The organism is Salaquimonas pukyongi (assembly GCF_001953055.1).
Lineage (GTDB): Bacteria > Pseudomonadota > Alphaproteobacteria > Rhizobiales > Rhizobiaceae > Salaquimonas > Salaquimonas pukyongi.
The window spans coordinates 117,252-144,248 of sequence record NZ_CP019044.1 but is presented as its reverse complement, the minus strand read 5'-3'; the positions used below and the strand labels follow the sequence as shown (position 1 = coordinate 144,248).

The 26,997-nt window shown below is 58.6% G+C and carries 29 protein-coding genes and 1 pseudogene; 13 read left to right on the top strand and 17 right to left on the bottom strand.

Features of this window, described 5'->3' with window-relative positions; all coding sequences use genetic code 11:
* Positions 1-63: 63 nt before the first annotated feature.
* From dnaA to BVL55_RS00755, 5 genes are all read left to right on the top strand, one after another.
* Positions 64-1,605, top strand: a complete 1,542-nt coding sequence (gene dnaA / locus BVL55_RS00775; RefSeq protein ID WP_083649286.1) for a chromosomal replication initiator protein DnaA — start codon at positions 64-66, stop codon at positions 1,603-1,605.
* Positions 1,606-1,826: 221 nt separating this feature from the next.
* Positions 1,827-2,945, top strand: a complete 1,119-nt coding sequence (gene dnaN, locus BVL55_RS00770; protein WP_075995308.1) for a DNA polymerase III subunit beta — start codon at positions 1,827-1,829, stop codon at positions 2,943-2,945.
* Between the two features lie 124 nt (positions 2,946-3,069).
* On the top strand, positions 3,070-4,260 hold the full coding sequence (gene recF / locus BVL55_RS00765; protein WP_083649285.1) for a DNA replication/repair protein RecF: 1,191 nt from the start codon (positions 3,070-3,072) through the stop codon (positions 4,258-4,260).
* A gap of 28 nt (positions 4,261-4,288) precedes the next feature.
* Complete coding sequence (locus BVL55_RS00760) at positions 4,289-5,035, top strand: molybdopterin-synthase adenylyltransferase MoeB (protein ID WP_075995307.1); 747 nt, start codon at positions 4,289-4,291, stop codon at positions 5,033-5,035.
* 18 nt (positions 5,036-5,053) lie between these two features.
* Positions 5,054-5,533 carry a GNAT family N-acetyltransferase gene (locus tag BVL55_RS00755; RefSeq protein ID WP_075995306.1) on the top strand — a complete coding sequence of 160 codons (480 nt, stop codon included), beginning with the start codon at positions 5,054-5,056 and terminating at the stop codon, positions 5,531-5,533.
* Here BVL55_RS00755 and BVL55_RS00750 read toward each other — a convergent pair.
* Complete coding sequence (locus BVL55_RS00750; RefSeq protein ID WP_075995305.1) at positions 5,523-6,311, bottom strand: arginine deiminase family protein; 789 nt, start codon at positions 6,309-6,311, stop codon at positions 5,523-5,525. The genes BVL55_RS00755 and BVL55_RS00750 overlap by 11 nt on opposite strands.
* Before the next feature lie 15 nt (positions 6,312-6,326).
* Positions 6,327-7,322, bottom strand: a complete 996-nt coding sequence (locus tag BVL55_RS00745) for a 2-hydroxyacid dehydrogenase (RefSeq protein ID WP_075995304.1) — start codon at positions 7,320-7,322, stop codon at positions 6,327-6,329.
* 237 nt (positions 7,323-7,559) lie between these two features.
* Here BVL55_RS00745 and BVL55_RS00740 point away from each other — a divergent pair, with 237 nt between their 5' ends.
* Positions 7,560-8,141 carry an SH3 domain-containing protein gene (locus BVL55_RS00740; RefSeq protein ID WP_075995303.1) on the top strand — a complete coding sequence of 194 codons (582 nt, stop codon included), beginning with the start codon at positions 7,560-7,562 and terminating at the stop codon, positions 8,139-8,141.
* A 267-nt stretch (positions 8,142-8,408) separates the two neighbouring features.
* Here the strand turns inward: BVL55_RS00740 and mepA are convergent.
* Positions 8,409-9,272, bottom strand: a pseudogene (gene mepA / locus BVL55_RS00735) (penicillin-insensitive murein endopeptidase); the annotation flags it as partial.
* Positions 9,273-9,628: 356 nt separating this feature from the next.
* On the opposite strand from mepA, the gene BVL55_RS00725 reads away from it, so the two are divergent.
* Entirely contained in the window at positions 9,629-10,786 is a 1,158-nt protein-coding gene (locus BVL55_RS00725) for a zinc metalloprotease HtpX (RefSeq protein WP_075995300.1), read from the top strand.
* A 3-nt stretch (positions 10,787-10,789) separates the two neighbouring features.
* On the opposite strand, the gene arfB is transcribed toward BVL55_RS00725, so the two are convergent.
* Positions 10,790-11,194, bottom strand: a complete 405-nt coding sequence (arfB, locus tag BVL55_RS00720) for an alternative ribosome rescue aminoacyl-tRNA hydrolase ArfB (RefSeq protein ID WP_075995299.1) — start codon at positions 11,192-11,194, stop codon at positions 10,790-10,792.
* A 57-nt stretch (positions 11,195-11,251) separates the two neighbouring features.
* On the opposite strand from arfB, the gene BVL55_RS00715 reads away from it, so the two are divergent.
* Positions 11,252-11,974: a DUF3800 domain-containing protein gene (locus BVL55_RS00715; protein WP_075995298.1), complete on the top strand. Its 723-nt coding sequence runs from the start codon at positions 11,252-11,254 to the stop codon at positions 11,972-11,974.
* 166 nt (positions 11,975-12,140) lie between these two features.
* Here the strand turns inward: BVL55_RS00715 and pheT are convergent, their stop codons facing one another.
* The 8 genes from pheT to BVL55_RS00675 all read right to left on the bottom strand — a co-directional run bounded on the left by pheT (position 12,141) and on the right by BVL55_RS00675 (position 18,853).
* A complete protein-coding gene (gene pheT / locus BVL55_RS00710) occupies positions 12,141-14,588 on the bottom strand; it encodes a phenylalanine--tRNA ligase subunit beta (RefSeq protein ID WP_075995297.1) in 2,448 nt (815 codons plus the stop codon).
* Between the two features lie 18 nt (positions 14,589-14,606).
* Positions 14,607-15,026: a GFA family protein gene (locus BVL55_RS00705; protein WP_075995296.1), complete on the bottom strand. Its 420-nt coding sequence runs from the start codon at positions 15,024-15,026 to the stop codon at positions 14,607-14,609.
* Positions 15,023-15,613: a hypothetical protein gene (locus tag BVL55_RS00700; protein ID WP_075995295.1), complete on the bottom strand. Its 591-nt coding sequence runs from the start codon at positions 15,611-15,613 to the stop codon at positions 15,023-15,025. The genes BVL55_RS00705 and BVL55_RS00700 overlap by 4 nt, the downstream gene beginning before the upstream one ends.
* Positions 15,614-16,059: 446 nt before the next feature.
* Positions 16,060-16,347, bottom strand: coding sequence for a GIY-YIG nuclease family protein (locus BVL55_RS00695; protein ID WP_075995294.1), 288 nt, complete (start codon positions 16,345-16,347; stop codon positions 16,060-16,062).
* A gap of 86 nt (positions 16,348-16,433) precedes the next feature.
* Positions 16,434-17,516, bottom strand: a complete 1,083-nt coding sequence (pheS, locus tag BVL55_RS00690) for a phenylalanine--tRNA ligase subunit alpha (RefSeq protein WP_075995293.1) — start codon at positions 17,514-17,516, stop codon at positions 16,434-16,436.
* A 105-nt stretch (positions 17,517-17,621) separates the two neighbouring features.
* Positions 17,622-18,023, bottom strand: a complete 402-nt coding sequence (rplT, locus tag BVL55_RS00685) for a 50S ribosomal protein L20 (RefSeq protein ID WP_075995292.1) — start codon at positions 18,021-18,023, stop codon at positions 17,622-17,624.
* 45 nt (positions 18,024-18,068) lie between these two features.
* On the bottom strand, positions 18,069-18,269 hold the full coding sequence (rpmI, locus tag BVL55_RS00680) for a 50S ribosomal protein L35 (protein WP_075995291.1): 201 nt from the start codon (positions 18,267-18,269) through the stop codon (positions 18,069-18,071).
* Positions 18,270-18,607: 338 nt separating this feature from the next.
* A complete protein-coding gene (locus BVL55_RS00675; RefSeq protein ID WP_156892371.1) occupies positions 18,608-18,853 on the bottom strand; it encodes a hypothetical protein in 246 nt (81 codons plus the stop codon).
* 200 nt (positions 18,854-19,053) lie between these two features.
* Here BVL55_RS00675 and BVL55_RS00670 point away from each other — a divergent pair, with 200 nt between their 5' ends.
* Positions 19,054-19,998, top strand: coding sequence for a LysR family transcriptional regulator (locus BVL55_RS00670; RefSeq protein WP_075995289.1), 945 nt, complete (start codon positions 19,054-19,056; stop codon positions 19,996-19,998).
* A gap of 43 nt (positions 19,999-20,041) precedes the next feature.
* Here BVL55_RS00670 and infC read toward each other — a convergent pair whose 3' ends face one another.
* A complete protein-coding gene (gene infC, locus BVL55_RS00665) occupies positions 20,042-20,581 on the bottom strand; it encodes a translation initiation factor IF-3 (protein WP_075997782.1) in 540 nt (179 codons plus the stop codon).
* Positions 20,582-20,763: 182 nt separating this feature from the next.
* Here infC and BVL55_RS00660 point away from each other — a divergent pair, with 182 nt between their 5' ends.
* Genes BVL55_RS00660 through BVL55_RS00645 form a run of 4 tightly spaced genes read left to right on the top strand, consistent with a single transcriptional unit; the run spans position 20,764 to position 23,953 of the window.
* A complete protein-coding gene (locus BVL55_RS00660) occupies positions 20,764-21,543 on the top strand; it encodes an alpha/beta hydrolase (protein ID WP_244530555.1) in 780 nt (259 codons plus the stop codon).
* Complete coding sequence (locus tag BVL55_RS00655; RefSeq protein WP_075995287.1) at positions 21,536-21,904, top strand: YidH family protein; 369 nt, start codon at positions 21,536-21,538, stop codon at positions 21,902-21,904. The genes BVL55_RS00660 and BVL55_RS00655 overlap by 8 nt, the downstream gene beginning before the upstream one ends.
* A gap of 4 nt (positions 21,905-21,908) precedes the next feature.
* Positions 21,909-23,051, top strand: a complete 1,143-nt coding sequence (locus BVL55_RS00650) for a benzoate/H(+) symporter BenE family transporter (protein ID WP_075995286.1) — start codon at positions 21,909-21,911, stop codon at positions 23,049-23,051.
* The gene (locus tag BVL55_RS00645) at positions 23,048-23,953 is read left to right on the top strand and encodes a DMT family transporter (protein WP_083649282.1); all 906 of its coding nucleotides are present in this window, start codon (positions 23,048-23,050) and stop codon (positions 23,951-23,953) included. The genes BVL55_RS00650 and BVL55_RS00645 overlap by 4 nt, the downstream gene beginning before the upstream one ends.
* A gap of 726 nt (positions 23,954-24,679) precedes the next feature.
* On the opposite strand, the gene BVL55_RS00635 is transcribed toward BVL55_RS00645, so the two are convergent.
* The 4 genes from BVL55_RS00635 to mbfA all read right to left on the bottom strand — a co-directional run bounded on the left by BVL55_RS00635 (position 24,680) and on the right by mbfA (position 26,933).
* Entirely contained in the window at positions 24,680-24,904 is a 225-nt protein-coding gene (locus tag BVL55_RS00635; RefSeq protein ID WP_075995283.1) for a hypothetical protein, read from the bottom strand.
* Between the two features lie 123 nt (positions 24,905-25,027).
* On the bottom strand, positions 25,028-25,306 hold the full coding sequence (locus tag BVL55_RS16775) for a hypothetical protein (protein WP_075995282.1): 279 nt from the start codon (positions 25,304-25,306) through the stop codon (positions 25,028-25,030).
* 115 nt (positions 25,307-25,421) lie between these two features.
* Positions 25,422-25,631 carry a cold-shock protein gene (locus BVL55_RS00625; RefSeq protein WP_075995281.1) on the bottom strand — a complete coding sequence of 70 codons (210 nt, stop codon included), beginning with the start codon at positions 25,629-25,631 and terminating at the stop codon, positions 25,422-25,424.
* A 291-nt stretch (positions 25,632-25,922) separates the two neighbouring features.
* The gene (gene mbfA / locus BVL55_RS00620; RefSeq protein WP_075995280.1) at positions 25,923-26,933 is read right to left on the bottom strand and encodes an iron exporter MbfA; all 1,011 of its coding nucleotides are present in this window, start codon (positions 26,931-26,933) and stop codon (positions 25,923-25,925) included.
* Between the last annotated feature and the right edge of the window lie 64 nt (positions 26,934-26,997).

Here is a 26,997-nt window from a genome sequence, read left to right as displayed (position 1 = left end):
AATTGGCACAATGAGAACAGAAAAGCCGGCACAAAAGCGGGCAATATACAATCAGGCGGGAAGATGAAACAGACAAGCGGCGAAACTTTCGGGCAGAGCAAGGCAGCGGGCAGCAAGAAACCACCGGCAGGCAGAAAAAGAAAAAGCGGCGATGGTGATGGCACCGGCGGAGGAAGCGTCGACCATCGGGCTTGGATCAAGGTGCGTCAGAAGCTTCAGGCAAAGCTCGGTACCGAAATCTTCAACAGCTGGTTCGGCCGCATCAAACTGGTTGGAACCGAGGGCGGCGTGGCTGTTCATTCCGTACCGACGGCGTTTTTGAAAAGCTGGATCAATTCGCACTACCGTGACCTCCTGCTCGAACTCTGGCAGAAAGAGGACAAGGCCATTTTACGCGCCGATGTCATTATCCGCTCGGCAGTGCGGCGGACCAATGTGCGTGCTGCCAGCAAGCCGCTGAACGGCGAGGACGGTGCCGGTGAGGACGCTCGCAGGGGTGGCCAGCCGTTTTTGCCCCGCTCACAATCCAGCCGGAATGCGGTTGAGGGCGAGCCGGGATTTACCGGTTCCCCGCTCGATCCGCGTCACACCTTCGCAAATTTCATCGAAAGCAAGTCGAACCGCATGGTCTATGCGGCAGCCCGTTCGGTCGCCGAGGGGGATGGTTCGTCCGTACGGTTCAACCCGCTGTTCATCCATGCCAATGTGGGCCTCGGCAAAACCCATCTGCTGCAGGCGATAGCCTGGGAAACCCGGTTGCGCGATCCTTCCAAGAAGGTGCGCTACCTGACCGCCGACTATTTCATGTGGGTGTTCGCCAAGGCCCTGCACAACCACACCGCCCTGTCCCTGAAGGAAACCCTGCGCGATATCGACCTTCTGCTGATTGATGACATGCAGTTTCTGCAGGGCAAGGCGATCCAGGCGGAATTCTGCCATCTTCTCAACGAGCTGATCGACAGCGCGCGGCAGGTGGTGGTGGCAGCGGACCGTCCGCCCACGGAGCTTGAAAGCCTTAATGAGCGGGTTCGCTCCCGTCTCAAGGGCGGTGTGGCACTCGACATCGAGGCACCGGACTACGAATTGCGCAAGTCGATCCTGAACATGCGCTATGAGGAGGCCAAACGCGACCAGCCGGGGCTCGATATTCCCGAGGACATCCGCCATTACGTCGCCCGGCAGGTTAATACGAGCTGCCGCGACATTGATGGCGCGTTCAATCAGCTCCTGCTGCAGCACCGTTACAGCGACGGGCCGGAAGGGTATGAGGAGCTGGACAAGATGCTGCGGCACCTGATCCGCTCCGGCGACAACAAGCGTGTGCGCATCGAAGACATCCAGCGCGTCGTTGCCCGGCAGTTCAACGTTGCCCGCAACGACCTTCTGTCAAACCGGCGCACCCAGCAGATCGTGCGCCCGCGCCAGATTGCCATGTATCTTTCCAAGGTAATGACACCGCGCTCGCTGCCGGAGATCGGAAGGCGTTTTGGAGGCCGCGATCACACAACGGTTTTGCATGCTGTGCGCAAGATCGAGGACCTGATGTCGGAAGACCACAAACTTGCCCAGGAAATCGAATTGCTCAAGCGTCTGATCCTCGACTGAGCAGCAGGAACCGTCCCATGGCGGTTTTCCCCAGCAAAGCCACCGGCAGGACTGTCAAAAACACGCAGACCATTGCAAAATGCCGCGGATTTTCACAATCTGCGCTGCCCGGCGCGAATTCTACCCAGAAGCAGCAGCCGGCAAGATCAATCTGCCAGCCAGATCAACGTCCGGTTTCCCCATGGCAACCGCCTGGGAGGTAGCAGACGGGAACAGTCAAAATGCGTGTAACGATTGAACGGTCCAACCTTCTGAAGTCCCTTGGCCACGTGCACAGGGTGGTCGAGCGCCGCAATACCATTCCGATCCTGTCGAACGTGCTGCTGACGGCAGAAGGCAGCGAGTTGCACCTTAAGGCAACCGATCTCGATCTTGAAATCTTCGAGAAAGTGCCGGCAGTGGTCGAGCAGGCCGGTTCCACGACGGTTCCCGCCCACATGCTGCATGACATTGTGCGAAAACTGCCCGAGGGGGCGGAAGTCATGCTGTCGATGGAAGAAGACGGCAATTCGGTCAAGATCGCCGCAGGGCGCTCGCGCTTTACCCTGCAATGCCTGCCATCAACCGATTTCCCCGACATTACGGCTGGCGATTTCAGCCACATGTTCCGCCTGGCCGCGGCGAACCTAAAAAACCTGATCGACCGGACCCAGTTTGCCATTTCGACGGAAGAAACCCGCTATTATCTCAACGGCATTTATTTCCATTCGGTTGAAGAAGACGGCAAGCCGGTGCTGCGTGCTGTGGCAACCGACGGCCACCGCCTTGCCAGCGCCCAGGCTGAAGCCCCGTCGGGGTCTGAAGGCATGCCTGGCATCATCGTGCCGCGCAAGGCGGTCGGCGAGATACAGAAGCTGGTGGAAGATCGAGACGCCACGGTTACCTTTGAGGTATCGGACACCAAAATCCGCCTGACGGTCGGCGATGTGATCCTGACTTCGAAACTGATCGACGGCACCTTCCCCGACTATACCCGCGTCATCCCCACCGGGAACGACAAGGAACTGAAAATGGACCGGGCAACCTTCGCTGCTGCGGTCGACCGGGTATCCACCATCTCCTCGGAGCGCGGTCGGGCGGTCAAACTCACCATTGGCGAGGGGCAGGTAGTGCTTGCCGTCAACAATCCGGAATCGGGCACGGCAACGGAAGAAGTGGCCGTGGGCTATGACGCCGAGGCGCTGGAGATCGGTTTCAACTCGCGCTATTTGCTTGATATCACCAACCAGCTTTCAGGCGACGAAACGGTCTTCATGCTGGCAGACTCCGGCTCGCCGACCCTGATCCGCGATTCCGGCGATGACGATGTCCTGTTCGTGCTGATGCCCATGCGGGTATAAGCGCCCGGGTGCCCAGGGGTGTAAGGCGCGCCAATACGGCGCCTTGCGGATTTTGCCGCCAAATATGCTATCCATCGGGTGAATCACCCTTGTGCCGGCAAGAGCCCGGCAGGAGCGTTGCGCGATGGCCCGGACGGAAGAAACAGCACAAGACCAAGCCGCCGGGACAGAACCGGCCTACCGGCCCGTACATCTTGAGGTGCTGCGGCTGACCGATTTCAGGAATTATGACAGCCTTTCCCTCGAAATTGATCAGCGTCATGTGGTGCTGACCGGAGAAAACGGTTCCGGCAAAACGAATTTGATGGAGGCGGTTTCCTTTCTGTCGCCAGGACGCGGGTTGCGGCGGGCTGCCTATGACCAGATAGCCCGGGCGGGCGGATCGGGGGCATGGAGCGTGTTCGCTGCCTTAAGTGGCGCGCACGGGCCGGCCGAGATCGGAACCGGGCTGGTTGAAACTCCAGCAGGCATAGAAACCCAGCGCAAGGTTCGCATCAATGGCAGTCAGGCAAAAACCATCGATGCGCTGCTGGAGCACAGCCGGATTGCCTGGCTGACGCCGGCTATGGACGGGCTGTTTACCGGACCTGCCAGCGACCGGCGCAAATTCCTCGACCGCATGGTGCTTGCGATCGACCCTTTGCACGGACGGCGAGTCAACGATTTTGAAAAGGCGATGCGCGGGCGCAACCGGCTCCTGTCGGAAGACACTACGCCAGGGCCCTGGCTTGACGCGGTGGAAACCCAGATGGCGGAACTGGCTACCGCCATTGTTGCTGCCCGGCGGGAACTGGCCTCGCTTTTGTCGGCTGCCATCATTGCGCAGCACGAGGCAGGTTCACTCTTTCCCGACGCAGTGGTTGCCCTTGAGGGTACGCTTGAAAGTGCCCATGGGGACATGGCGGCAAGCGACCTGGAAGCCGAGTATGCCGCCCGCCTTCGCGCCAATCGATGGAATGACAAGGGGGCGGGCCGCACCCTGGAAGGGCCACACCGCAGCGACATCGCAGTCCACCACCGGCCGAAGTCGATGCCTGCTGCCTTGTGCTCGACCGGCGAACAGAAGGCACTGCTGATCGGCATGGTGCTTGCCCATGCAAGGCTGGCCCGCGAGATCAACGGCTTTGCGCCGATCCTGCTGCTGGATGAAATTGCAGCCCATCTTGACGAAAAGCGCCGCACCGCCCTGTTCGACATGGTGGACGGGTTGGGCTGTCAGGCCTTCATGACGGGCACGGACCGGGCACTGTTTACCGCGCTGGGCGAGCGCGGCCAGTTCTTCACCGTTGGCGGCGGCAGTGTTACAACCGGCTGAATTACACCTGGTCTGCGGAGCCACCAACATGCTCGATGAAAGCGAACTGGAACGCTATGCCCGCCACATCGTACTGGCGGAAGTTGGGGGAGCAGGCCAGCAGAAGCTGAAAGCGGCGAAAGTGCTGGTGATCGGCGCGGGGGGGCTTGGTTCGCCGGTGCTCCAATATCTTGCCGCTGCCGGAGTTGGCACGCTGGGGATTGCCGATGATGACACGGTTTCGCTGTCGAACCTGCAGCGCCAGGTCATCCATGACAGCAATGCAGTCGGCACCGCAAAGACGCAGTCGGCCGAGCATTCCCTTCAGCGGATCAACCCCTATGTGACCGCAATCCGGCACGATGAAAGACTGAATGAGGCAAATGCCGAACGCCTGATCGGCGGTTATGATCTTGTGGTGGACGGTTCGGACAATTTCGCCACGCGCTATCTGGCTGCAGATGTCTGCGAAAAGCTTGAAAAGCCGCTGGTGACGGCTGCCGTCGGGCGGTTTGACGGCACGCTGACGGTTCTGATGCCCCATCTTGCAGACAATAAGGGCAACCCCAATCCGCGCTACCGGGACATCTTTCCCGACAAGCCCGATGACGGATTATTGCCGGCCTGTGCGGAAGCCGGCATTCTGGGAGCGCTGACCGGCGTGATGGGTTCGCTTCAGGCGATGGAGGCGATCAAGATCATCACCGGTGTCGGCGAGCCGCTGGTGGGACGCCTGTTGATGATCGATGGCAAGGCGATGCGGTTTGAAACCATCCGTTACAAGCGGCAGGGTTGAATTGACCCTGAAAACGCCATGACAGTGATACTGCGGCGGATGATGCCGGGCGAGCCACACTGGCCCGCCGTCCTTGATCTGATTCTTGGCGCATTCGCTTATATGGACGGTGTTATCGATCCGCCTTCCTCAGCCAATCGCCTGACAATCAAAACCCTGCAGCAGAAGGCAGCGCGTGAACATGCACTGGTGCTTTTCGACGGCACTGCGCCTGCTGCCTGCATCTTCTGCGATCCGCGCGGCGACTGTCTTTACGTGGGTAAACTCGCCGTGGCAGAGAAATCGCGCGGGAAGGGGCTGGGCCAACGTCTGATGAGCGAAGCGGAAGCGCTTGCCCGCCAGCTCGGTTACCGGGAACTTGAACTGCAATCGCGTGTCGAACTGGTGAACAACCACCGGTTTTTCGAGGCGCTCGGTTTCACCAGAACCGCCGAGACGGCCCATGCAGGTTATGACCGCCCCACCTCGATCACCATGCGAAAAAGGCTCAAAGACTGAATCTCAGTGACATGCAGGACAGCCCGCCATCCACCAGGGCGGCCTGATCGGCGGAAAGCGTTATCACCTTGTATCCCTCAGACTGGAGCAGGGCGAGAGTCTTTGGAAATCCGCTGCGCAGGAACACCGGATCGTTGAAGCGGATCAGGTTGGCGGCTGCCTCCTCGCCCGCAACTGCCTCGATCACCCGATAGCCCTCAAAGCAGCCCGAATTGGCAAGCCGCGCCGTTGAAAAGATCGTATTGCTGTCAAGCAGTCCGCAATCCGATTTGAAATGCAGAACGCCGGGCGGCGTGTGCACGGTGCGGGTGCGGTAGCCGAGCGGCTCAAGGATTTCAGAAAGCGCGTCGACACCTTCCTGATCGGTGCGCTCCGACATGCCGATCAGCGCTTCGTCATCGGTCAGGAGAACATCGCCGCCATCCACAAAACCCCGTTCGAGCCGTTTAACCGAGCCAAAAATGGCTTCAAGCGCTGGGGCGACGGCAGCGGCCTCTCCATAGCGGCTTTCAGCGCCCGGCCGCAAAATGATCGCCGTGCCGCCAGCGCACAGGGCGGCATCCTCGATGAAGACCGAATCGGGAAACTCCTCCAGCGCATCAAGCACGGTAACCTTTGCCCCGGTTTCCTCCAGCGCCCTGGTATAGGCTCGGTGCTCTGCCAGAAACGTTTTCGGGTCAGGGTCGGTGCCCGCCTGCGCACGCAGGCCGCTGGCGATGCTCTCGCCGGGCAGGCGTGAAACCGCATGGCTGAACCGCCAGGAACGTTCTCCCTTCATCTCGCTTTCTCCAGGTTACACCATGTTCGGCAGAATTCGGTCGGGCGGGCGGTGGCCGTCCATCCAGGTGCGGATGTTGATGATCACCCGTTCGCCCATTTCCTGACGGCTCTCAATGGTCGCCGATCCCATATGGGGCAGGATGACCGCCTTGCCCTGCCGCGAAAGTTCCATCAGGTCCTCGCTCACCGCCGGTTCGTGTTCCAGCACATCGAGGCCGGCACCGGCAATCTTGCCCTCCTGCAGTGCCTTGACCAGGGCATCCTGGTCGATGATCTCGCCGCGGGCCGTGTTCACGATGATGGAGCCCGGCTGCATCAGCGCGATGCGGCGGGCTGAAAGAAGGTGAAAGGTTGCCGGTGTGTGGGGGCAGTTTACCGAAACCACATCGACACGGGCCAGCATCTGGTCCAGCGAAGCCCAATAGGTTGCTTCCAGTTCCTGCTCCACCTGTTCTGCCACGCGTTCGCGGTTGTGGTAGTGGATCGAAAGGCCGAACGCCTTGGCGCGTCGGGCAACAGCAGTGCCGATGCGGCCCATGCCGACAATGCCAAGGCGCTTGCCCCAAATGCGGCGGCCGAGCATCCAGGTGGGCGACCAGCCCTTGAAGCGGCCTTCGCGCATGGCATCAACGCCCTCATCGAAGCGGCGCGCCACAGCGATCATCAGTCCCAGGGTCATGTCCGCCGTATCTTCCGTCAGCACATTGGGGGTGTTGGTAACGGCAATGCCCTTTTCGGCGGCGGCGGCAATATCGATGTTGTCCACCCCGTTGCCGAAATTGGCGATCAGTTTCAATTGCTCGCCTGCCTGGCCGATCACCGAGCGGTCAATGCGGTCGGTGACCGTGGGAACCAGGCACTCAGCCGTTTTGACCGCCTCGATCAGCCGGGCACGGGAGAATGGCGTGTCATCGAGGTTCAGTTCCGTGTCAAACAGCTCGCACATGCGGGTTTCGACCGCATCGGGCAGCTTGCGTGTAACAATGATCTTCGGTTTCGTAGCGGTCATGTGCTGGCTGCAAACTCCTGCCCGTGCCGGTTTTCGCCCGGCCTTGGCTGATTCCGGCGATCTGTTGACGGCTCTTTAACCCTGTCCGGTGTAGCTTCAATCACCATGATTTTTCCCGGACGGCAAGCCTGTTTATCAGACGCATTTGGCACCGCCAATGGGCCTGCGGTCAAGACGGCAGCGGCCGGGAATTGCACATTTGGCCAATCAACCTGAAACACGGATTGTCGAGTAAAAATGAAGAAGTTGCGTTCTCTTCGTCATCTCACCGCCTCCCTGCTTACCGCCGGCATGCTGACCGCGCCACTGCTCTCAACACCGATTCTTGCTGCTTTGGGCACGGCCATCGCTCCAACTGCTGTCCTGGCTGCCGCAAACAAGGGAAAGTCCGGACTGCCACTGCCGCGGTTCGTTTCGCTCAAGGCAAGCAAGGTCAATATGCGCGTCGGGCCGGGCCGGGAATATTCCGTCGACTGGATGTTCACCAAACGGGGCCTGCCGCTGGAAATCCTGCAGGAATACGACAACTGGCGCAAAGTGCGCGATTCAGACGGCGCTGAAGGCTGGATTGTTCAAACCCTGCTGACGGGCAAACGCACTGCCCTGGTCTCACCCTGGCTGAAGGACGAAGGCGGCATGGTGGAACTGCACAGCAAGCCCGATACCAGCGCCCCTGTCGTTGCAAGGATGGAAGCCGGTGTGCTGGCAGAGATTGATGCCTGTGAAAACGGCTGGTGCGAGATCCAGGCCAGAGACTGGTCCGGCTATGCTCGGCAGGTCACTTTGTGGGGTGTCTATCCGGACGAGAAAATCGACTAGAGCGTGTCCTGGACCTTGATGCCACTACCGCGCCGGCCTTGGCGTCGGGACGGGTACCGGGCCGGTGATCGGTTCGAAAACGGTTCGTGCATTCTGCCGCCTTGTGGGTACTGCGGCAGCCGCCGGCTTTGCTGCGGCAGCGATTTTTTTCAACGGCTTGCCACTTGCCTCGATCGGGCGGCTGGCGAGCGCTGCCATGGGGTCAAACCGTGCCGGCAGATCGAGTTTCGGCGCGACAAACCCCGACAGGGACCTGGCATTGTAGATGGCAGCACGTCCCGGCTTTTCACCGGCTCTCACCACGCCCTGACAGGTTTTCGGAAGATCTGCCACGGTGATCACCTTGGGCTTTTTGGGCTTGGTCTTTTTTGCGGTTTTCTTTTTCTTGGTCTTTTTCTTCGGCGCAAGAGCGACATCAAACCACCATTTCAGGGATGAATCGCAGCCGGTTCCCGGCGTCGTCGCCTTTTGACGCCTGCAGTCCACCGAGCCTGGCGGGCAGCCGATCCGCAAATGGAAATGGTAGTGGTGGCCGTAAAATGGCCGCACTTTCTGGAGCCAGGAGCGGTCGCCTTTTACCGTGTCGCAGAGTTTCTTCTTGATGCCGGGATGAACCAACAGGCGCTCAACCTGGGGAAAGTTCGCGGCATGATAAAGCAGTTTTTCGAATGACTTGTTCCAGCGCCGGTCATCAACATAATTGGTGCCCTTCTTCAATATGGAAATCGCGCTGGTATCCTCGCGCTCGCGATAGGTCAGCCGCCGGTTGGGCATGGGTGTCAGCCAGATATCGGCATCAAGCCCGATCTGATGGGAGCGGTGACCGGTCAGCATGGGCCCGCCGCGCGGCTGCGAAATGTCGCCGACCAGCAAACCATTCCAGCCGCTGCGATTGGCCTTGATCGACAGTTCCTCGATGATGCGGATGAGATCGGGGTGACCCCAGCGGCGATTGCGGGAAATGCGCATCACCTGCCATGTGGGGCCGTCGAACGGCATGGCCACGGCGCCCGCCAGGCAGCCGCGTGAATAAAATCCGTGGGCAGCAGGCTTTAGCGCCGCCGCACCCGCCATGGAGCCGAACACCTTCTTTGCCGGGGTTTGCGCAACCGCCTGTCCCGAAAAAAGCATGCACGCAACCGTCACCAGAGCGATAAACCGGCATATCGCGAAGGGAGCTATGAATCCGGTCCTGGCAGTGATTTCCAAGGTATCAATCCTGAGCTGGATGTTTTGCGCTTCAGCCTTCCGGCGGCATGGTGCGCCATAATGATTTCCGGATGGTTTCTGGCTCAACCGGCCACCCGTCCCATCGTGCTGCCTCGCCGGGAATCACGTCCGGCCAGTTTACCAATGGGAACATGGCAATGGCAAGAATGCACGGCTTTGCCGTTTCAGACCGACCGTCCCAACAAATGGCGAACGTTGCAGCGGGCGGCAATGCCACCTATCTGGGAGATGAATACCACCATTAACCGGAGAGCGGCATGGCCGACACGCAATTGAGTTTCTTCCGCCAGCGGCAGCATGCCTGGCTCAATGCGATCCACACCTGGCTGCTGGTCGGCGGTTCCATTGTGCTGCTGGCTGTGGTTGCCTGGGTGTTTTTCGGCGCCAACGGCATCCTGTATGCGGCGGTTTTCGGCGGCGTCAGCCTTTTCATGGCAAGCCGTGTCAGCCCGCAAATCGTGCTGCGCATGTACAAGGCACAGAAGGTTTCACCGGCGCAGTTTCCGGCGGGCCATGCCATTCTCGACCAGCTTGTCGAGCGGGCCGGGCTTGAAAGCCGGCCGGAACTCCATGTGGTACCTTCCAACATGATGAATGCCTTCGCCGTGGGCAGAAAGCACAATTCGGCAGTGGCGATGACCGACAAGCTGATACGCGCCATGACCAAGCGGGAGCTTGCCGCCATCATGGCGCATGAGATCACCCATATCAAAAACGATGACATCAAGGTGATGGCGATTGCCGACATGGTGAGCCGGTTCACCTCGATGATGTCCACCTTCGGCACCTTCGCCCTGCTTGCCAATATCCCCTCGATCCTGTTCGGCGGCGGAGCTGCTGTTCCCTGGCTCGCGGTCCTCGTGCTGATGTTCGCACCGACGGCAGGCGGGCTGTTGCAATTGGCACTCTCGCGCACCCGCGAATACGATGCCGATCTTGGCGCGGCAATGCTGACGGGCGATCCCGACGGGCTGGCCTCTGCCCTCATCAAGCTTGAAAATGCGCAAAAGCCCCATTGGGAGGGCATGGTGCTGCCCGGCGGGCGCATTCCCAACCCGTCGCTATTAAGAACCCATCCCAGGACGGAAGACCGCATCGAACGGCTGATGGCATTGAAAGAGGCGCCGGAAACCATTGAAGAGATCGCTAGAGGCAGGAAACCTGCCGGCGAGATCATTCCGGGGGAAATGCGCCGGAAACTGCCCAAGCGCCCATCGCCCGTACCGCGTATCCGGCGCAGATGGGGCCGCAGCGAAAGCTCCAAATATGCCGACTATGCCAGCGTGATGAGCTCTGATGCCGTAAAGCCGCTGAAAGGCCAGGCCCGGCACAACAAACCGGCCAGCAAAGAAAGCCTTGCGCCCGCCGATGGAAAGCCGCGCATCCGCATCACCCGCGGCGGGGTATGGTGGTAGGGGTCAATCTTCCCGGCGCACCCTGCCGCGCAGTTTCTTGACCTGGCCGCGGCCTGCCTTGGCTTTCAGCCGGCGCTCGATCGCTCCCTTGGAAGGTTTGGTCTTCCTGCGCTTCTTGGGCGGCGGCCTGGCCGCTTCGGCAATCAGTTCGGCAAGCCGCGCACGGGCATCCTCGCGGTTGCGGCCCTGGGTGCGGTAGCGCGAAGCCTCGATCACCAGTTCGCCCTCGCCCGTCATCAGATGGCTGGCGATCTGGCGCAGCCGGTTTTTCACATAGGCGGTCAACGACGGCGAATTGCGCACGTCAAAGCGCAATTGAACGGCGGTTGCCACCTTGTTGACGTTCTGCCCGCCGGGGCCGGCCGCATGGATGAACTTTTCGGCAAGTTCGGATTCGGGGATTCCCATGTTGAATCTACTTCGGTTATTCTTTTTCGAGAGGAGAGCTCAGTATATAGTTCTTAGATGCATTTTCTGTACATTGACGACTCTACAGATCGTCCAAATCACATTTTCTCTGCCATTGCTGTGCCTCACCGAAGGTGGAACGAAGCATTTGCTTTCATCAAAAGCTGGCGACAACACCTTAAGGAGATTCACAACATTCCAATTGCCTATGAATTACACGCCACTCACTTTTTGTCAGGCCGCGGAAGTGGCCCTATTTTGGGGCACTTGTCGCGGCACAAGCGCGCGCAAATCTTTCATAAGCACTTTCAAGTGATAGAATACATGAAGCGGTTTGATGTTAGAGTATTTAATGTTTGCAACAGTGACGATGATCAATTTCGCGCATTTGAGCGACTGCTAAACCGTGTAAACAGAACAATGCAGGCGTGGGATTCCTATGCCTTCCTCGTGTGCGACGAAGGCAAAGAAACACAATATCGGCGCCTTGTTAGGAGGATGCGGGTCTTCAATCCAATACCAAGTAACCGGCAAGTCTGGGATAATGGGGATATATTCAAGAACATTCCAATTGAACGAATCCTAGAAGACCCGCAGTTCAAGCCTTCGCAGGACAGCTTTTTTATCCAGTCTGCTGATTTTATCGCCCACGGATTACTTCGTAGAGAGTTTCCAACACCTAACGCTAGGAAGCGAAGAATCCACCAGTCTTTTGACCAATTGAACTCCGTATTAGTTTATGAGTGTAATCGAGAAGATGCGAAAGGGATAATCCGATAAGCGAAGGGTGGGAACAAGTCCCACCCTTAAGCCAGACTTACCCCTGCTACTTCCGCAGTCTCAGTCAGGCATTATATATATAGCAGTATATGTTTGAAAATTCAATAGATTCAAATAGTTACTAACATATTCTGTAACTACTTGATTTGAATCGGTATTTTGCGCCCTACCCCCTCAACACCCCGCCGGTGGATTTTTCCACGTTCTCGATGATCTTTTTCGAGACACCCTCGATCTCCTCATCGGTCAGCGTCTTTTCGGTCGGCTGCAAAGTCACCTCGATGGCAATCGATTTCTTGCCCTCGCCAAGCGACGCGCCTTCGAAAACATCAAAGACGGAAACGCCGGTAATCAGCTTCTTGTCGGCGCCCGAAGCTGCCCGAAGCAGGCTTGCCGCGTCCTTGTCCTTGTCGAGCACGAAAGCGAAATCGCGCTTGACCGCCTGGAAAGCGGAAAGCGACAGCGGCGGCTTGGTTCTGGTTGCCCTTGCGCGCGGCTGGGGAATGGCATCGAGGAACATCTCAAATCCGCAGGCAGGCCCCGCCACATCGAGGGTTTCCAGTGCCATGGGATGAAACTCGCCAAACGTACCGAGTACAATTTTCGGCCCGAGCTTGATGGTTCCACACCGGCCGGGATGAAACCAGTCCGGCCCACCTGCTTCCACCTGCACCTTGGAGGCATCCATGCCGCAGGCTTCCAGCACGCAAAGCGCATCGGCCTTGGCATCAAAGACGCTCACGGCATCGGATTTTCCGGACCAGTGACGGCTTGCCCCCTGTAGTTTGGCGGTGCCCCGGCGGATGCCTGAAGCAACACGGCGCTGCTGGTCGGGTTTGTCGCCTTCATAAAGATGGCTGACCTCGAACAGCGCCACATCAGCTACACCATGATCCGCATTACGCTGGGCAGCCGTCAGCAGGCCTGGCAGCAGAGAGGGCCGCATGTGCGACATGTCTGCGGAAATCGGGTTGGCAAGCGCCAGTTCTTCCTTGCCTCCGCCAAAGGCATCGGCATGGTCTTTGGAAATGAAAGACCAGGTGACCGCTTCCAGCATCCCCCGGGCAGCCAGTGCCCGGCGGGCATTGCGCGAGCGAATCTGCCCGGTGGTGAGGATTTTCCGTGAAACGGCGCCAGGGGACGGCAGCGGCGATGGTTCAATCTCGTTGATGCCATGAATGCGCATCACCTCTTCCACCAGATCGGCCTTGCCTTCAATGTCCGGCCGCCAGGAGGGCACGATGAAGCGCACCGTGCTACCGGTGTCATTGCCGGTCGGTTTGAAACCGAGCTTCGTCAAGATCGCAATGCTCTCCTCGCGCTCAACGTTGAGGCCTGTCAGGCGTTTCGTTTCGGAGAAGGGGAAATCAACCTCCCTGTAGTGGTGACCGCTTGCCCCGACGACCCCGCCTTCGGTATGAGTGGGATTACCAAGGACGATTTCCGGCTGCGTCGGCGTACCGCCGCAGAAATCCAGCACCAGGTGCGTGGCAAGTTCCATGCCATCGGTCATGAATTCCGGATCGACGCCGCGTTCAAAGCGGTAACGGGCATCTGTGATGATGCCAAGATCACGCCCGGTACGGGCAATGTTCATGGGATCCCACAGCGCCGATTCAATCAGCACATCGGTCGTTGACCCGTCACAGCCGGAGTGTTCGCCGCCCATGATGCCGGCGATCGATTCAACGCCGTTTTCGTCGGCGATGATGCAGTTTTCCGGCGTCAGCGTGTATTCGCGCCCATCGAGCGCCAGGACCTTCTCACCCTCCTTCGCGCGGCGAACGGTCAGGTTTCCCTTGACCTTGGCGGCATCGAAAACGTGCAGCGGGCGGCCCCGGTCGAAGGTGACGTAATTGGTAATGTCCACCAGCGCATTGATCGGCCGCATGCCGATCGCAAGAAGGCGCTGCTGCATCCATTTCGGTGAGGGCCCGTTCTTTACGCCCCTTACCAGGCGGAGGGCAAAACCGGGGCACAGATCGGGCGCCTCGATGTTTACCTTCACCGGACAGTCACCCTCGCCCCTTGCCGGTTCGACCGAACCGTCCTTCAGCGTACCGAGACCGGCAGCGGCCAGATCGCGGGCGATGCCGTAAACGCCGGTGCAATCGGCACGGTCCGGGGTCAGGCCGATCTCGATGATCGGATCGTTAAGACCGGCATAATCGGCAAAGCGCGTACCGACCGGCGCATCTTCCGGCAGATCGATGATGCCCTGATGATCGTCGGAGAGTTCAAGTTCGCGCTCCGAACACATCATGCCATGGCTTTCAACGCCGCGAATGTTGCCGACCGCCAGCGTCAGATCGATGCCGGGCACATAGGTGCCGGGAGCAGCAAAGGCGCCGACGAGGCCGGCACGGGCGTTGGGCGCACCGCAGACGACCTGCACCGGCTTGCCGTCGCCCTTGTCGACTGACAACACCTGCAGCTTGTCGGCATCGGGGTGTTTTTCCGCCTTCAGGACCCTGGCGATGACGAAATCGTTGAAGCGGCCGCGGTCGTCAACGCTTTCGACCTCAAGGCCGATCATGGTCAGCCGCTCGACGATTTCATCGAGTGATGCTTCCGTTTCAAGGTGGTCCTTGAGCCAGGACAAAGTGAACTTCATCGTTTCAGGTCCGTTTCGTTATGGTCTTTTGATCGAAAGCGTGGCTTTCGCACGGGGTAGGCTGTCTTTCAGTTCCAGCCAGCCAAGCTGCTCGCCCTCGAAGGTATGAGCTTGCGGTGGATAGCGTTCCGGCGCGTCCATGAAACCGGTGTTGAAGAAGGTTCGGTCGGCGGCGCTGTCATGCTCCTGGGCAACGGGCGAACCGCACTCGCCGCAGAAAAGGCGATGGGCGGTGCCGTTGGTGTGGCGCTTGAGGCTGCCGGCCGATTGCCAGTCAATGGCGTCTTTCATGAAGGCCACCGCCGCAAGAACAGGCGCGCCGGCCGCCCGGCGGCAATCATCGCAATGGCAATAGACCGAAAACACCGGCTCTGCTGCCGCGATCATGACCATCGCGCCGCAGCGGCAGTGGCCGCGATGTTCGCTTTTGCCGGTCATGGCTTTGTACTGCCCTTTGTCTTGCCGGTTTTTTTGCTGCCGGATTTTCGGCGGGCAGGTTTTTTCCCGGCAGCAGTATTGGGCAATCCGAAAGGCTGTGTCAGGTCCACATGCAGTTTCTTCTTTTTGCTTTTGTAGCGCGCTTTCTGGCGCTCTTTCAGCTCGTCGAAAATGACAAAACCGATTTTGAGCCCCTCGTCCTGCGTTTCGTCCTTTGCCAGGGGAACGCGGGTCAGGGTCAGCGAAAGCAGGGCGGCATGAATGATGACCGAGGCGGGTTTTGCCGCCGGCATCAGCAAGCCGTCAATGCGCAGCAGGTCGCCCTCGCCCGGCACCACGGCAAGCACCTTGATCTGGCCTGCAGCCGAATAGGTAAAGACCTCAAGCTGTTCGGTTTCAGGATCAAGCGACTGCTGAAAGGCGAAGATGTGCTTGGCAACGTCCTGGGCGGCTTCCTCCGCCTGGTTGTCGCAGGCGGTCTTCTCCCATTCGGCAGGCCCCGGCGCGGTGCGGTCCCCGGCCCGCAATTGCGCGGCCATATGGGCATACTCTCCCGTCAGCAATGCTGCGTCGGTATAGCGGGTCATTTCTCTTTCCGGTTCAACGTAGTTGTAACTGCTTCAGCAAACGATCTTTTACGTTTTTCCAATGCAGCCATTGGTTCTGCTCTTTTTTCGGACGACAAATTCTCGGTTTCCAACTCTGCTTGTATCAATATGATTTTCCGCCGAAGCGAATTTTTTCTTTTTTCACGGGCTGCTTACCCAGCCGACTTAGCTTTGTTTTCCAGGTTGGTATTTCGGTTTTTGGGGAAAAGAATGCCTCCACTTCCAGGATATCGTCTGCCCCAATTGCTACTCATATCAATTTCTCACCTTGCTAGAATTCCGCCGACAATTTGAGAGCCAACCTCCGTTCGTCATCCTCGGCCTTGAGCCGAGGATCCAGCACCAAAAAACTCATTCGTTCACGCTGGATGCTCGGGTCAAGCCCGAGCATGACGGGTTCTGTTGCGATGTTCCTTCCAAACCAGCTACCAGCCAAGTGTTTCATACAAGTCATTCCATTCGGGATTGATGCTTTCGATCAGGTCCAGCTTCCATTTCCGGTAGTAGCGCTTAATGCTCTTTTCGCGCTGGATGGCATCGGCAACATTGAAATATTCCTCATACCAGACCAGCATCTTGCAATCATAGCGCTTGGTGAAGCCCTCTATCAGCCCTTCCCTGTGTTCATAAACCCGGCGGGCAAGGTCGCTCGTCACGCCGGTATAAAGTGTTCCGTTTCGTTTCGACGCCATGATGTAGACAAAACCGGTCATGGCATCAGTTTGTGGTTCTGGTTCCTCGGGTCAAGCCCGAGGATGACGAACGAGTTTGACGCTGCGATTGTTTCCTTTTCGCCTCCCTAGCTACTCAGCCCTCCGAACAGGGTCGGGATGTCGAGCGGGCGGAAGCCGTAATGGGCGATCCACCGCGCATCGGCGTCGAAGAAGGCGCGCAGGTCCGGCATGCCGTATTTCAGCATGGCGATGCGATCAATGCCGATGCCCCAGGCAAAGCCCTGATAGACGTCGGGATCGAGCCCGCTCAAGCGCAGCACGTTGGGATGCACCATGCCGCAGCCCAGGATTTCCATCCAGTCGCCGCCTTCGCCGAACTTCACTTCGGTTCCCGACCGGTCACACTGGATATCGACTTCCAGCGACGGTTCGGTAAAGGGGAAGAAGGACGGGCGAAAACGCATCTTGAGCTGATCGACCTCGAAAAAGGACTTGCAGAACTCCTCAAGCACCCATTTCAGGTTGGCCACATTGGCGGATTTGTCGATTACCAGCCCTTCAAGTTGATGAAACATCGGCGAGTGGGTGGCATCGGAATCGCAACGATAGGTCTTGCCGGGAATGACGATGCGGATCGGCGGTTTCTGGTTTTCCATGGTGCGGATTTGCACCGGCGAGGTATGGGTGCGCAGCAACATGCGCTCCCCCTCTTCCTTCTCGTTGAAGAAGAAAGTGTCGTGCATCTCGCGGGCCGGATGGCCTTCGGGGAAGTTGAGCGCCGTGAAGTTGTAATAGTCCGTCTCGATGTCGGGACCCTCGGCGATGGCAAAGCCCATGTCGGAGAAGATGGCGGTGATCTCATCGACCACCTGACTGATCGGGTGGATGCGCCCCGCTTCGGCAGGCGATGCGCGCACCGGCAGGGTGACGTCGACGGTTTCGGTTTTCAGCCGCTCCTCGATGGCTGCGCGTTTCAGTACCTGCCTGCGCGCCGCGATCGCATCGGTGACCGCACTCTTCAGCCCATTCAGCGCCGGACCCATGACCTGGCGCTCCTCGGCGCTCATGCCACCGAGCGTCTTCATCTTTTCGGAGATCGTACCCTTCTTGCCGAGCGCGCCGACGCGCACCGCTTCGAGCGCGGCTTCGTCGGCAGCAGCGTCGATGGCGGCAAGAATTTCCGTTTCCAGTGCGTTCACATCGGTCATGGCGATTGTGGTTCCGTACTATGGTTCAAAGAAAAACCCGCGCAGGCTCACCGGCCGGCGCGGGTTCCGATTACAGTATTCGTCCAAGCTTCGGAAGCGCCAGCCTTATTTGACGGCACTTTCAAAAGCGTTGGGCGTGGTATCTTTCAGATAGGCAAGCGCCTCCTTGGCTTTGCTGCAAACGGCAGCGAAAGCTTCGGCTTCATGGATTGCCATGTCGGACAATACCTTGCGGTCCATGTCGATGCCGGCCTTGTTGAGGCCGTCCATCAAACGCGAATAGGTAAGGCCGTTCTCGCGGGCAGCAGCATTGAGGCGCTGCACCCACAAGGTGCGGAAATTGCGCTTTTTTGCCCGGCGGTCGCGGGTGGCATACTGCATCGACTTGTCAACAGCCTGACTGGCGATGCGGATGGTGTTCTTGCGGCGGCCGCGGAAACCCTTGGCAGCCTTGATAATCTTCTTGTGCTTGGCGTGGGCGGTAACGCCGCGTTTTACTCGTGCCATGATCTAAACTCCTTCAATCCGTGTGCCTTGTGGTCCAACCGGTCTTCAGTTGGCGTAAGGCAGGTATTTCTTGACGATTTTCGCATCCGCATCGCTGAGCACCGTGGTGCCCCGCGCATTGCGGATAAAATCGTTCGAGCGTTTGATCATGCCGTGGCGCTTGCCGGCCTGTTGCGCCTTCACCTTGCCGGAGGCGGTCAGCTTGAACCGCTTCTTGGCAGAGGACTTCGTCTTCATCTTGGGCATTTGCGTTCTCCAGTGTTCAAAACAAACAGAAAAGCCCCGCCTGCCGAAGACATTCCCGGTCCATCCCAAAAACAAGGGCCCGAATATCGAGGGATCAGGAAAAGCAGGGGAGCTTTCGCTCTCAGACCGCCATGGCATGCCCTGCCAGCCGGTCAATAGCGGGGCTTATAGGGGGCGCTGCCTCAAATGGCAAGAAAAAAGGCGGCGTTCAGGATGGACTGTACCTGCGATATTTTTCAGAGTCACCGGCCAAACGAAAGCCCCCATTGCCGGCAGGCAACAGGGGCTTTTCGAACTAGTGCCGGTAGATAGATTTTCTACCGTGCAGGAAGGCTGTTTCAGCGCAAAATCGCAGGTTTGCCGTTTTGAGCGCTATCTGCTTCGACAGGTGCCTGGACTTTAGTGTCTGCCGGCCGAAAAAGGCCGGGTGCATAACCGGAAACCTGCTTGGTGGCCCGTTCTGTTACCGGTGCCCGTTCCATGTCACCAAACTGCAGGGTAAGGGGAATGCCTGCCATGTCGCCGGCAAGAACCGGGTTGGCGGTGGCAAGGGCGATAACTGCTGCTGCGACGATCGGTTTCATGATCTTTTTCCTTTTGTATGCCGGCCACCATGGCCGGCCTTTCATCGGGACCGCTTTGACCGGTTCGCCGGTCTGTGCCGTCCTGACAAGGCCAAGATAGGGAGGATTGATTATGTTGATAATCCGTCATATATGAAAATGACTATTCAGAAATATCGAATAATTAAATTCGCCCCTGAACCAGCCCTGCGGAGGAAGCCATGATTGAAAACCTCAAACCGGTAGCGGTCTTCGCCAAGGTGGCGGAAACCGGTTCGTTTTCGGGGGCGGCCAAGGCGCTGGGCATGTCGGCACCGGTGGTAAGCCAGCATATCAGCCAGCTCGAGAAGCGGCTGGATACGGCGCTTATCTACCGTTCGACACGAAGTTTGAGCCTGACCGATGCCGGCCGGCGTTTTGCGGTGCATGCCCGCAACATGCTCGATGCGCTGGCAGACGGGTTCGATGAGGTCGAGGGGGACACCCAAACACCGTCGGGAACGCTGTCTGTCGCCCTTCCGGCGCTCATTCTGGAATCGACCTTCATGGACTGGCTTGCCTGTTACATCGCCAAGTTTCCGCAAATTCACTTGCGGCTGTCGTTCGACGACCAGTTCAAGGATCTGGTGCGCGAGGGCTATGACCTGGCCATCCGCAGTGGAGCCATGGTCGATTCATCCCTGAAGATGCGCAAGCTGATGGACGGGGAACTGGCGCCGGTCGCAACCCCCGAAATGATCGAAAAGCATGGCCCTTTCAACCGGCCATCGGACCTGGAGCGCGAAGACGTGCCATGGATCGGGACCCATCTGGCGGTCAACCGGCTGACCTTTCGCCAGACGGGCGGCGGCAATGACTTTGAAGCCATTTCACCGAAACCCAACATCATGGTCGACAGCGCCTTGGGGGCGATCAAGCTGATCGAACGGGGCGCGGGGTTCGGCTTTGCGCCCAAATTCTATATCGAGTCGGGACGCCATGAGGGGCGCCTTGCGCAGGTGCTGGACAATTGGGAAACCGACCCCATCGGCGTTCACGCAGTGTGGCCGGCCAATAGCGGCAGGCGCTCGCTGTCACGCCATTTCATCAATTTCCTGGAGGATGAGTGCCTGCCCAACCTGCCTGCCGGCCTGAAGCGCACTGCCAGCGCAAAAAGGCCGGCTTGACGCCGGCCTTTGAAATCTGGGCTACGCCAGCAATCGTAGCAGGTTATTTCACAGGTGAGACCATCATCATCATCTGGCGTCCTTCAAGCTTGGGCTCCTGATCCACCTTGGAGATGTCGGAAATTTCTTCCTTCACACGCTGAAGCAGTTCCATGCCCAGTTCCAGATGCGCCATTTCCCGGCCGCGAAAACGCAAGGTGACCTTCACCTTGTCGCCTTCCTCGAGAAACTTCTTCACCGAGCGCATCTTCACCTCATAGTCATGGGTGTCGATATTCGGACGCATCTTGATTTCCTTGACGTCCTGGGTCTTCTGCTTCTTGCGCTGGTCGGCAGCCTTCTTCTGCGCCTGGTACTTGTACTTTCCAAAGTCCAGAATCTTGCAGATCGGCGGATTGTTGTTGGGGGAAATCTCCACAAGATCGAGCCCGGCCTCGGCAGCCATTTCGAGGGCTCTCTCAATGGTCACATTGCCATGGTTCTCGCCTTCGGCGTCGATTAGTTGAACCTGAGGGACATTGATTTCCTGATTGGACCGTGGACCGGTCTTGACGGGTGCTTGCGCTCTATGCGGACGGCGAATGGTCGTTTTCTCCTGTATTGTTTCGTTTGGCGGTTTTACAACGCACGAACTATAGCAGGCCGAAGAAAACTCCGGCCAGCACGCGCCGCATAGCATGAATCGATTTCAAAATCACATAAAAATGCGTAGGGGTTAAATCCCGGTGGAAGCCGGGCGAACGGCAGGCACAACGGGGAAATATCTTGAAGACAGAACACATCACCGTGGGAAGCGGCAGCGCGGCGCGCAAGATCGCCGTCCGCAACCGGCAAGGCAAGGCGCCGGGAGTTGTGTGGCTTGGCGGCTATCGGTCCGACATGATCGGCACCAAGGCCGAAGCACTCGACCGGTGGGCGAGCGAATCAGGCCGCCAATGCCTGCGGCACGATTATTCCGGCCATGGCGAATCGGGCGGCGACTTTGCCGATGGCACGATATCGCGCTGGCTGGAGGAAAGCCTCGCCGTATTCGAGCGTTTTGCGGCGGGCCCGCAAATCCTGGTCGGCTCGTCAATGGGCAGCTGGATCGCGCTTCGCATGGCCCAGGAGCTCAAGAAGGCCGGGCGGGAAAACAGGTTGCATGCAATGGTGCTGATTGCGCCGGCACCGGACTTCACCCATGAACTGATGCTGCCGGAACTCACCGGCGACCAGAAGCGGCAGCTTGCCGAACAGGGCTATATGGAGGAACCGTCGGAATATTCGGACGAACCGAACATCTTTACCCGTGCGCTGTTTGAGGATGGAGAGAAGAACCGGGTGATGACCGGGCTGATCGAAACCGGTTGTCCGGTGCATATTCTTCAGGGCATGCAGGATCCCGACGTGCCATGGCGCCATGCCATGAAACTTGCCGAATTCCTGCCGATGGAAAATGTGACCATGACGCTGATCAAGGATGGGGATCACCGGCTTTCACGGGAAAGCGACATCGCGCTGCTGCTTAGAACACTGGATGCAATGGTGGCGCACGCCGATGGCTGAAAACGAAGAGGAAAAACTGGCACAGCATCGTACGCGTCTTTCCGAGGACCGGACCTTGATGGCCAATGAACGGACCTTCGCAAGCTGGGTCGGCGCGGGGCTCGGATGCGTGGGGATTGCGCTTGGTATCCAGGCGATTTTCCGGGAGACCGAACCGACCTGGATCGCCAAGATGGCCGCAACGGTCTTCATGGCAACGGCAGTTTTGGTATTCCTGTCGTCACGGCGTAACGCCCGCCGCGCTCTCGAGCGGCTTGAAAGCCATGAAGCCACGCCGGTTTCCCGCAAACAACTGGATGTCATCGTGGCTATTCTCTGCATCGGTGCCCTTTTGATCACCGCCATTTTGTGGACGCTTTGATGCAATGCCGATTTCCCTGATTTCCAGCGCACTGGTCGCAGCGGTTGTCGGCTTTGCCGCGACGCTTGCCCTGCTGATCGCCGCTGCCCAGGCCGTGGGCGCCACCCCGGCGCAAACGGCGAGCTGGGTTACCGCGATCTGCCTTGCCAAGGTGGCTGAAACGCTCATCCTTTCATGGCGCTACAAAACGCCGATCATTACCGCATGGTCGACAGCGGGGCTGGCGCTGATCGGGGCAAGCACGGGGCTTTCCATGGAACAGGCCGTCGGGGCCTTTGTCCTGGCGGCCGTGCTGCTGGTGATCACCGGACTGTTCAAACCGGTCACGCAACTGGTCGAGCGTATCCCGGCCAGCGTGTCGGCGGGCATGCTGGGCGGCATTCTGCTGCCCTTCGTTCTGGCCGCTGCCCAGTCGGCACGGTTCGAGCCCGTCTTTGTGCTGCCGCTTGCCGTCCTGTTTTTCGTGCTGCGGTTATTCAATCCGGCCTTCGCGGTTATCGCCGTACTGCTGGCGGGCACTGGCTATGCGCTGGTATCGGGCGGGATCGCAGGCTCTGGAGGGCTTGAAGCCTCCAGGCTTGTCTTCATCGCGCCGGAATTCTCCCTGCCGGCCCTGATCGGCCTTGGTGTGCCGATCTATCTGGTCACCATGGCCTCGCAGAACATGCCGGGCATGGCGGTGCTGAAAACCGACGGGTACAACCCGCCGGCCGGGCCGATCATCGCGGTGACCGGCTTCTTTTCCTTCCTGTCGGCCTTTTTCGGTGCTTCCACCACCAATCTGGCCGCCATCACCGCTGCCATCTGTACCGGCAAGGACACCCATCCCGACAGGAACAAGCGCTGGCTGGTCGCCTTTCCCTATGCTGCCAGCTACGCCCTCTTTGCCCTTTTCGGTGCATCGCTTGCAGCGCTGTTTTCCAGCCTGCCGCCGAGCCTGATCGCGCTGGTGGCAGGCCTTGCCCTGCTCGGGCCGCTGGCCAATGCGACCTCGATCGCACTTCAAAAGGAAGACAACCGGATCGCCGCCATGGCCACTTTCGCCATCACTGCCTCGGGCATTGCCTTTTTCGGGGTTGGCGCCGCCTTCTGGGGCCTGGTGGCGGGCATGATCATTCTTGCCATGCAGCGGCTGAGGCACACATGATGGAACGCAAGCAGCACATCGATGCGCTGGGGGCGGTTCTGCTCATCGCGATCTCGGCCAATCTCGGCCTCAACCAGGCGCTGATCAAGCTGGTCAATGCCGGCATGTCGCCGGCGTTTCAGGCCGGGTTGCGCTCTGCCTTTGCGGTTCTGCCGGTGGCCGCCTACATGGCGTGGCGGGGAAAGAAAATCCGCTTTGACGACGGCAGCCTGCTGCCCGGCATTTTATGCGGATTTTTCTTTGCAGCAGAATTTTACCTGTTGTTCGGCGCCCTGGAGCGCACCACGGTCAGCCGTTCGGCGGTGCTGTTTTACACCATGCCGGTGTGGGTTGCCGTGGCGGCGCATTTTCTCATTCCAGGCGACACGATGACGAAACGGCGGGCACTGGGCCTGGTGCTTGCAATGGCCGGGGTCGCGGTGGCGATGTTGCGGCCTTCGGCAGGCGGTGCGGCCGGCAATGGCATCTCGGCGGACGTCATGCTGACGGGCGATCTGATGGCGCTTGCAGCTGCGACGGGATGGGCGGCCATTGCCATTCTTGCCCGCACGACGAAGCTCTCCAAATCCTCGCCGGAAATGCAGCTATTGTATCAGCTTGCCATCTCCGCACCGATCCTCATCGCGCTGGCCTGGTCCACGGGCGACATGTTCCGCGCCATGACGCCGCTGTTATGGGGCGCCTTTGCCTATCAGGTGATCGGTGTGGTGGCCGTGGGCTTTACCGTCTGGTTCTGGGTGCTGTCGGTCTATCCGGCATCCGCCATGGCAAGCTATGCCTTTCTGACGCCGCTCTTCGGTGTTGGTTTCGGCTGGCTCATCTTCGGCGAGCAACTGACCGCAAGCCTTGTCATCGCACTGGCGCTGGTGGGCGCGGGCATATGGCTGGTGAACCGGAGGTAGGGGCGAATCGCGGCTGGCTGCGCTGAGCCCTTTTGGCATTTCTGGAGCGCCGGCAAGTGAAGCCGGAATGCCGCGCGCAACGATACCAGCGCGAAAAACGCCGTTCCTCCCGCTTCAAATATCGCTATCTATTTCGCCAGAAGGGAATACATTCGCCTCACGAGGGAGGATTGCATGTCGAATTTTTGCGAATTCCAAAAGACAACATCCGACAGAAGCATTTTTGTAAATGCAAATCAGATAATCATGGTCAGCTACGGATCATCCGGCGACACCACGACCATCGAACTTGCAGGTCAACGCACGTTTGAAGTGCGCGGGAGCGTCAAAGACACCATGTTGAAACTCACAGGCACGCCCGGGTGATGCCACAGATTCCGATCAGGGAAAGCGACGCGAAATGATACGGTTTGAAAAAACTCCTGCTGCGCAAGGCAGGCGGGATGCTGACAAGACAACTACCGCCAGGAATGATACCCCGGCGGACAAAAAAACAGTGCCCGAGCCGGACAACTCATCACCAGAAGGTTCTGCATCCCGGGAAACCCGGGGTCAGGTTATTACGAAACCGAAGAACTGAATGCATGGCACAAAACCAACGGAATTAACCGTTGTACCCGGCTAACCCGCTGTCGAAACGTGAAGCGAGCCAGTTGCGCGGCGGATCCGCGATCGAGGCAACGGTGCGATTTTGCGCCGGTATTCGGGTTTTGAACGCAAGTGATGTTACACGCGCCGGGTTGTTTCGCCCGCACTGTCTTTTCTGTTTGGTATGACGGTACAGCGGACAAGCTGATCCAGAGCCGGTCCGTGTTCAATGATGCGAAGCAAATCGGACATCGCCTCAAAATAGTGTGTCACTATGTAGGGCTCCCCTTCTCCCTCATACTCGATGGCAGCCTTCCATCGTTTGTCGTCATGAAGCGTGAAGACATAGCTCATAAGCTCCATTCTACACACCTGTTCAAACGGTGATGCTGGTCAGAACGAAATAGATCATCACTCCTGCGATGCCTGACACAAGGAGAATCAGCAGCCACATGAAGAGATTTTTTGCCGTCTCGCCAAAGGGGTTCACTGAGGTTTCCTCCCGTTCGTCCGGCTCTCGCTCACAGGCGTGCGCTGTATTCGCTTGCCAGCCTTCGCTCCCTTATTTTTGCCGGGTGGTGTGTCGGTGACTTTCTGAGTTTCACCGGACAAGCGCGCTTTGCGGAGCTTTTCTGTCTTTGCCTTGCGGCGCTTGACTTCGTCGTCGATTATCGCGCGCGCTGTACGGTTTGTGACATCTGCCTTGACCTCGGCTTTTGACCGCACAGATCGAAACGGAACGTGTAGCTTCGACATACCAGCCATGATTCCCCCTTTGCTTCATGAAAATGCAAAAAGGCCGGGTATTGGAACCCGACCTCTTCCCTTCGTCCCGTTGAGTGGAGCCAGTACATCCGTGGTCACCAATCAGGGATGATACTTAAAGGGCCTGCAGATTCTCTGCCGCGTTTTTTCCGGACTTTGAGTTGAGTACAACATCAAAATTGAGCTTTTGACCCTCAACGAGGGTACTTAAGCCTGAGATTTCGACAGCAGAGATGTGGACAAAGACGTCCGGTTTGCCGTCGTCGGGCGCGATGAAGCCAAAGCCCTTGTTTGCATTGAAGAACTTAACTGTTCCCGTGTTCATGACGAATTCCTTTCAATCGGTCATAGCAAATGGTTTGCCGCCACGTATTCAGGGGCAAACCGGTAAGATCGACGTTGAGAGAGGAATATCGCTGTGAGCGCGAAGCTCTGGAAACAAAGTCCGACAAGCAAAATCGATGGATGGGAAATACGCCTCAAAGGTGTTCAAAACAAGTCCGTGCGTATTTAACTTCAGCCTGAAGGGAGTCGGGGCCAGGACTCATTTCGCTGATCTCGAAAGCAGCCCGGAAGCAACGGCTTCCATCGACGGAACGTAACGCCCGCCAAGCCCTCACCCGCTGCCGATCAGTACGCCGGCACCGAGGACCAGCGCGCCGCCGAGGAGGATCTGCATCATTGCCTTCAGCCACGGGGTTTCCATGTATTTGTGCTGTATCCAGGTGATCACGGCGAGTTCCACGAAAACGATGGCAATTGCCGTATAGGTCGCCACCCAGAAATCGGGAATGAGATAGGGCAGGGCGTGGCCAAGACCGCCCAGTGTCGTCATCACCCCGGTCACCACGCCGCGGATCATCGGCGAACCCCGGCCGGAAATCACCCCATCGTCGGAAGCAACCTCGGTGAAGCCCATGGAAATACCGGCCCCGACGGAGGCTGCCAGACCGACGAGGAACGTCGTCCAGGTGTCCTGGGTCGCGAAGGCGGTGGCAAAGATCGGCGCCAGGGTTGAAACCGAGCCGTCGATGAGCCCTGCCAGTCCCGGCTGGACATAGGTCAGCACGAACTGCTTGTGTTCGGCGGCCTCCTCCTCCTCGCGCACATCCTGGGGCGTGTGTTTTTTCTCGGCGTTCATGGCCGCGCCGATATGGCCGGCTTCGGCGCGGGCAAGATCGCCCAGCAGTTTGCGGATCGAGGCATCCTTGGCGCGTTTCATGGCCGCCGAATAAAACCGCGCTGCCTGGGTTTCCATGTCGGCTGCCTGCTTGCGGATCGCATCGATGCCGCCGATGGTTGCCAGCGTTCCCTTGGCCAGCCAAATCGGCTTGCGGGCATAAAAGCCGCGCACGTGCTCGCGGCGGATCAGCGGAATCTTGTCGCCGAATTTCTCCTTGTGCAGATCGATCAGCCAGCGGCGGTGCTCGTCTTCCTCCTCGGCCATCTCGGTAAAGATTTTCGCCGAATCGGGAAACTCCTCGCGCAGCATCTCGGCATAGGCCTCATAGATGCGGCCATCGTCTTCTTCCGAGGAGATGGCGAGCGCCAGCATTTCCTGTTCGGAAAGGTCGTCAAACCGGCGTTTTGAAAAATCGGCAAACCGCGAAAAGAGCGAAAGAACCATCGGACCAGTACCTGCCTGAGGGAAAATCGGATTGTAGGAATGAATTAGAATGATTCCAATCTAT

What these genes read in the sequence shown, in the direction of transcription:
- dnaA (WP_083649286.1), top strand. Translation starts at nt 64, where the DNA reads ATGAAACAGACAAGCGGCGAAACTTTCGGGCAGAGCAAGGCAGCGGGC.
- dnaN (WP_075995308.1), top strand. Translation starts at nt 1,827, where the DNA reads ATGCGTGTAACGATTGAACGGTCCAACCTTCTGAAGTCCCTTGGCCAC.
- recF (WP_083649285.1), top strand. Translation starts at nt 3,070, where the DNA reads ATGGCCCGGACGGAAGAAACAGCACAAGACCAAGCCGCCGGGACAGAA.
- BVL55_RS00760 (WP_075995307.1), top strand. Translation starts at nt 4,289, where the DNA reads ATGCTCGATGAAAGCGAACTGGAACGCTATGCCCGCCACATCGTACTG.
- BVL55_RS00755 (WP_075995306.1), top strand. Translation starts at nt 5,054, where the DNA reads ATGACAGTGATACTGCGGCGGATGATGCCGGGCGAGCCACACTGGCCC.
- BVL55_RS00750 (WP_075995305.1), bottom strand. Translation starts at nt 6,311, where the DNA reads ATGAAGGGAGAACGTTCCTGGCGGTTCAGCCATGCGGTTTCACGCCTG.
- BVL55_RS00745 (WP_075995304.1), bottom strand. Translation starts at nt 7,322, where the DNA reads ATGACCGCTACGAAACCGAAGATCATTGTTACACGCAAGCTGCCCGAT.
- BVL55_RS00740 (WP_075995303.1), top strand. Translation starts at nt 7,560, where the DNA reads ATGAAGAAGTTGCGTTCTCTTCGTCATCTCACCGCCTCCCTGCTTACC.
- BVL55_RS00725 (WP_075995300.1), top strand. Translation starts at nt 9,629, where the DNA reads ATGGCCGACACGCAATTGAGTTTCTTCCGCCAGCGGCAGCATGCCTGG.
- arfB (WP_075995299.1), bottom strand. Translation starts at nt 11,194, where the DNA reads ATGGGAATCCCCGAATCCGAACTTGCCGAAAAGTTCATCCATGCGGCC.
- BVL55_RS00715 (WP_075995298.1), top strand. Translation starts at nt 11,252, where the DNA reads ATGCATTTTCTGTACATTGACGACTCTACAGATCGTCCAAATCACATT.
- pheT (WP_075995297.1), bottom strand. Translation starts at nt 14,588, where the DNA reads ATGAAGTTCACTTTGTCCTGGCTCAAGGACCACCTTGAAACGGAAGCA.
- BVL55_RS00705 (WP_075995296.1), bottom strand. Translation starts at nt 15,026, where the DNA reads ATGACCGGCAAAAGCGAACATCGCGGCCACTGCCGCTGCGGCGCGATG.
- BVL55_RS00700 (WP_075995295.1), bottom strand. Translation starts at nt 15,613, where the DNA reads ATGACCCGCTATACCGACGCAGCATTGCTGACGGGAGAGTATGCCCAT.
- BVL55_RS00695 (WP_075995294.1), bottom strand. Translation starts at nt 16,347, where the DNA reads ATGACCGGTTTTGTCTACATCATGGCGTCGAAACGAAACGGAACACTT.
- pheS (WP_075995293.1), bottom strand. Translation starts at nt 17,516, where the DNA reads ATGACCGATGTGAACGCACTGGAAACGGAAATTCTTGCCGCCATCGAC.
- rplT (WP_075995292.1), bottom strand. Translation starts at nt 18,023, where the DNA reads ATGGCACGAGTAAAACGCGGCGTTACCGCCCACGCCAAGCACAAGAAG.
- rpmI (WP_075995291.1), bottom strand. Translation starts at nt 18,269, where the DNA reads ATGCCCAAGATGAAGACGAAGTCCTCTGCCAAGAAGCGGTTCAAGCTG.
- BVL55_RS00675 (WP_156892371.1), bottom strand. Translation starts at nt 18,853, where the DNA reads ATGAAACCGATCGTCGCAGCAGCAGTTATCGCCCTTGCCACCGCCAAC.
- BVL55_RS00670 (WP_075995289.1), top strand. Translation starts at nt 19,054, where the DNA reads ATGATTGAAAACCTCAAACCGGTAGCGGTCTTCGCCAAGGTGGCGGAA.
- BVL55_RS00655 (WP_075995287.1), top strand. Translation starts at nt 21,536, where the DNA reads ATGGCTGAAAACGAAGAGGAAAAACTGGCACAGCATCGTACGCGTCTT.
- BVL55_RS00650 (WP_075995286.1), top strand. Translation starts at nt 21,909, where the DNA reads ATGCCGATTTCCCTGATTTCCAGCGCACTGGTCGCAGCGGTTGTCGGC.
- BVL55_RS00645 (WP_083649282.1), top strand. Translation starts at nt 23,048, where the DNA reads ATGATGGAACGCAAGCAGCACATCGATGCGCTGGGGGCGGTTCTGCTC.
- BVL55_RS00635 (WP_075995283.1), bottom strand. Translation starts at nt 24,904, where the DNA reads ATGGAGCTTATGAGCTATGTCTTCACGCTTCATGACGACAAACGATGG.
- BVL55_RS16775 (WP_075995282.1), bottom strand. Translation starts at nt 25,306, where the DNA reads ATGGCTGGTATGTCGAAGCTACACGTTCCGTTTCGATCTGTGCGGTCA.
- BVL55_RS00625 (WP_075995281.1), bottom strand. Translation starts at nt 25,631, where the DNA reads ATGAACACGGGAACAGTTAAGTTCTTCAATGCAAACAAGGGCTTTGGC.
- mbfA (WP_075995280.1), bottom strand. Translation starts at nt 26,933, where the DNA reads ATGGTTCTTTCGCTCTTTTCGCGGTTTGCCGATTTTTCAAAACGCCGG.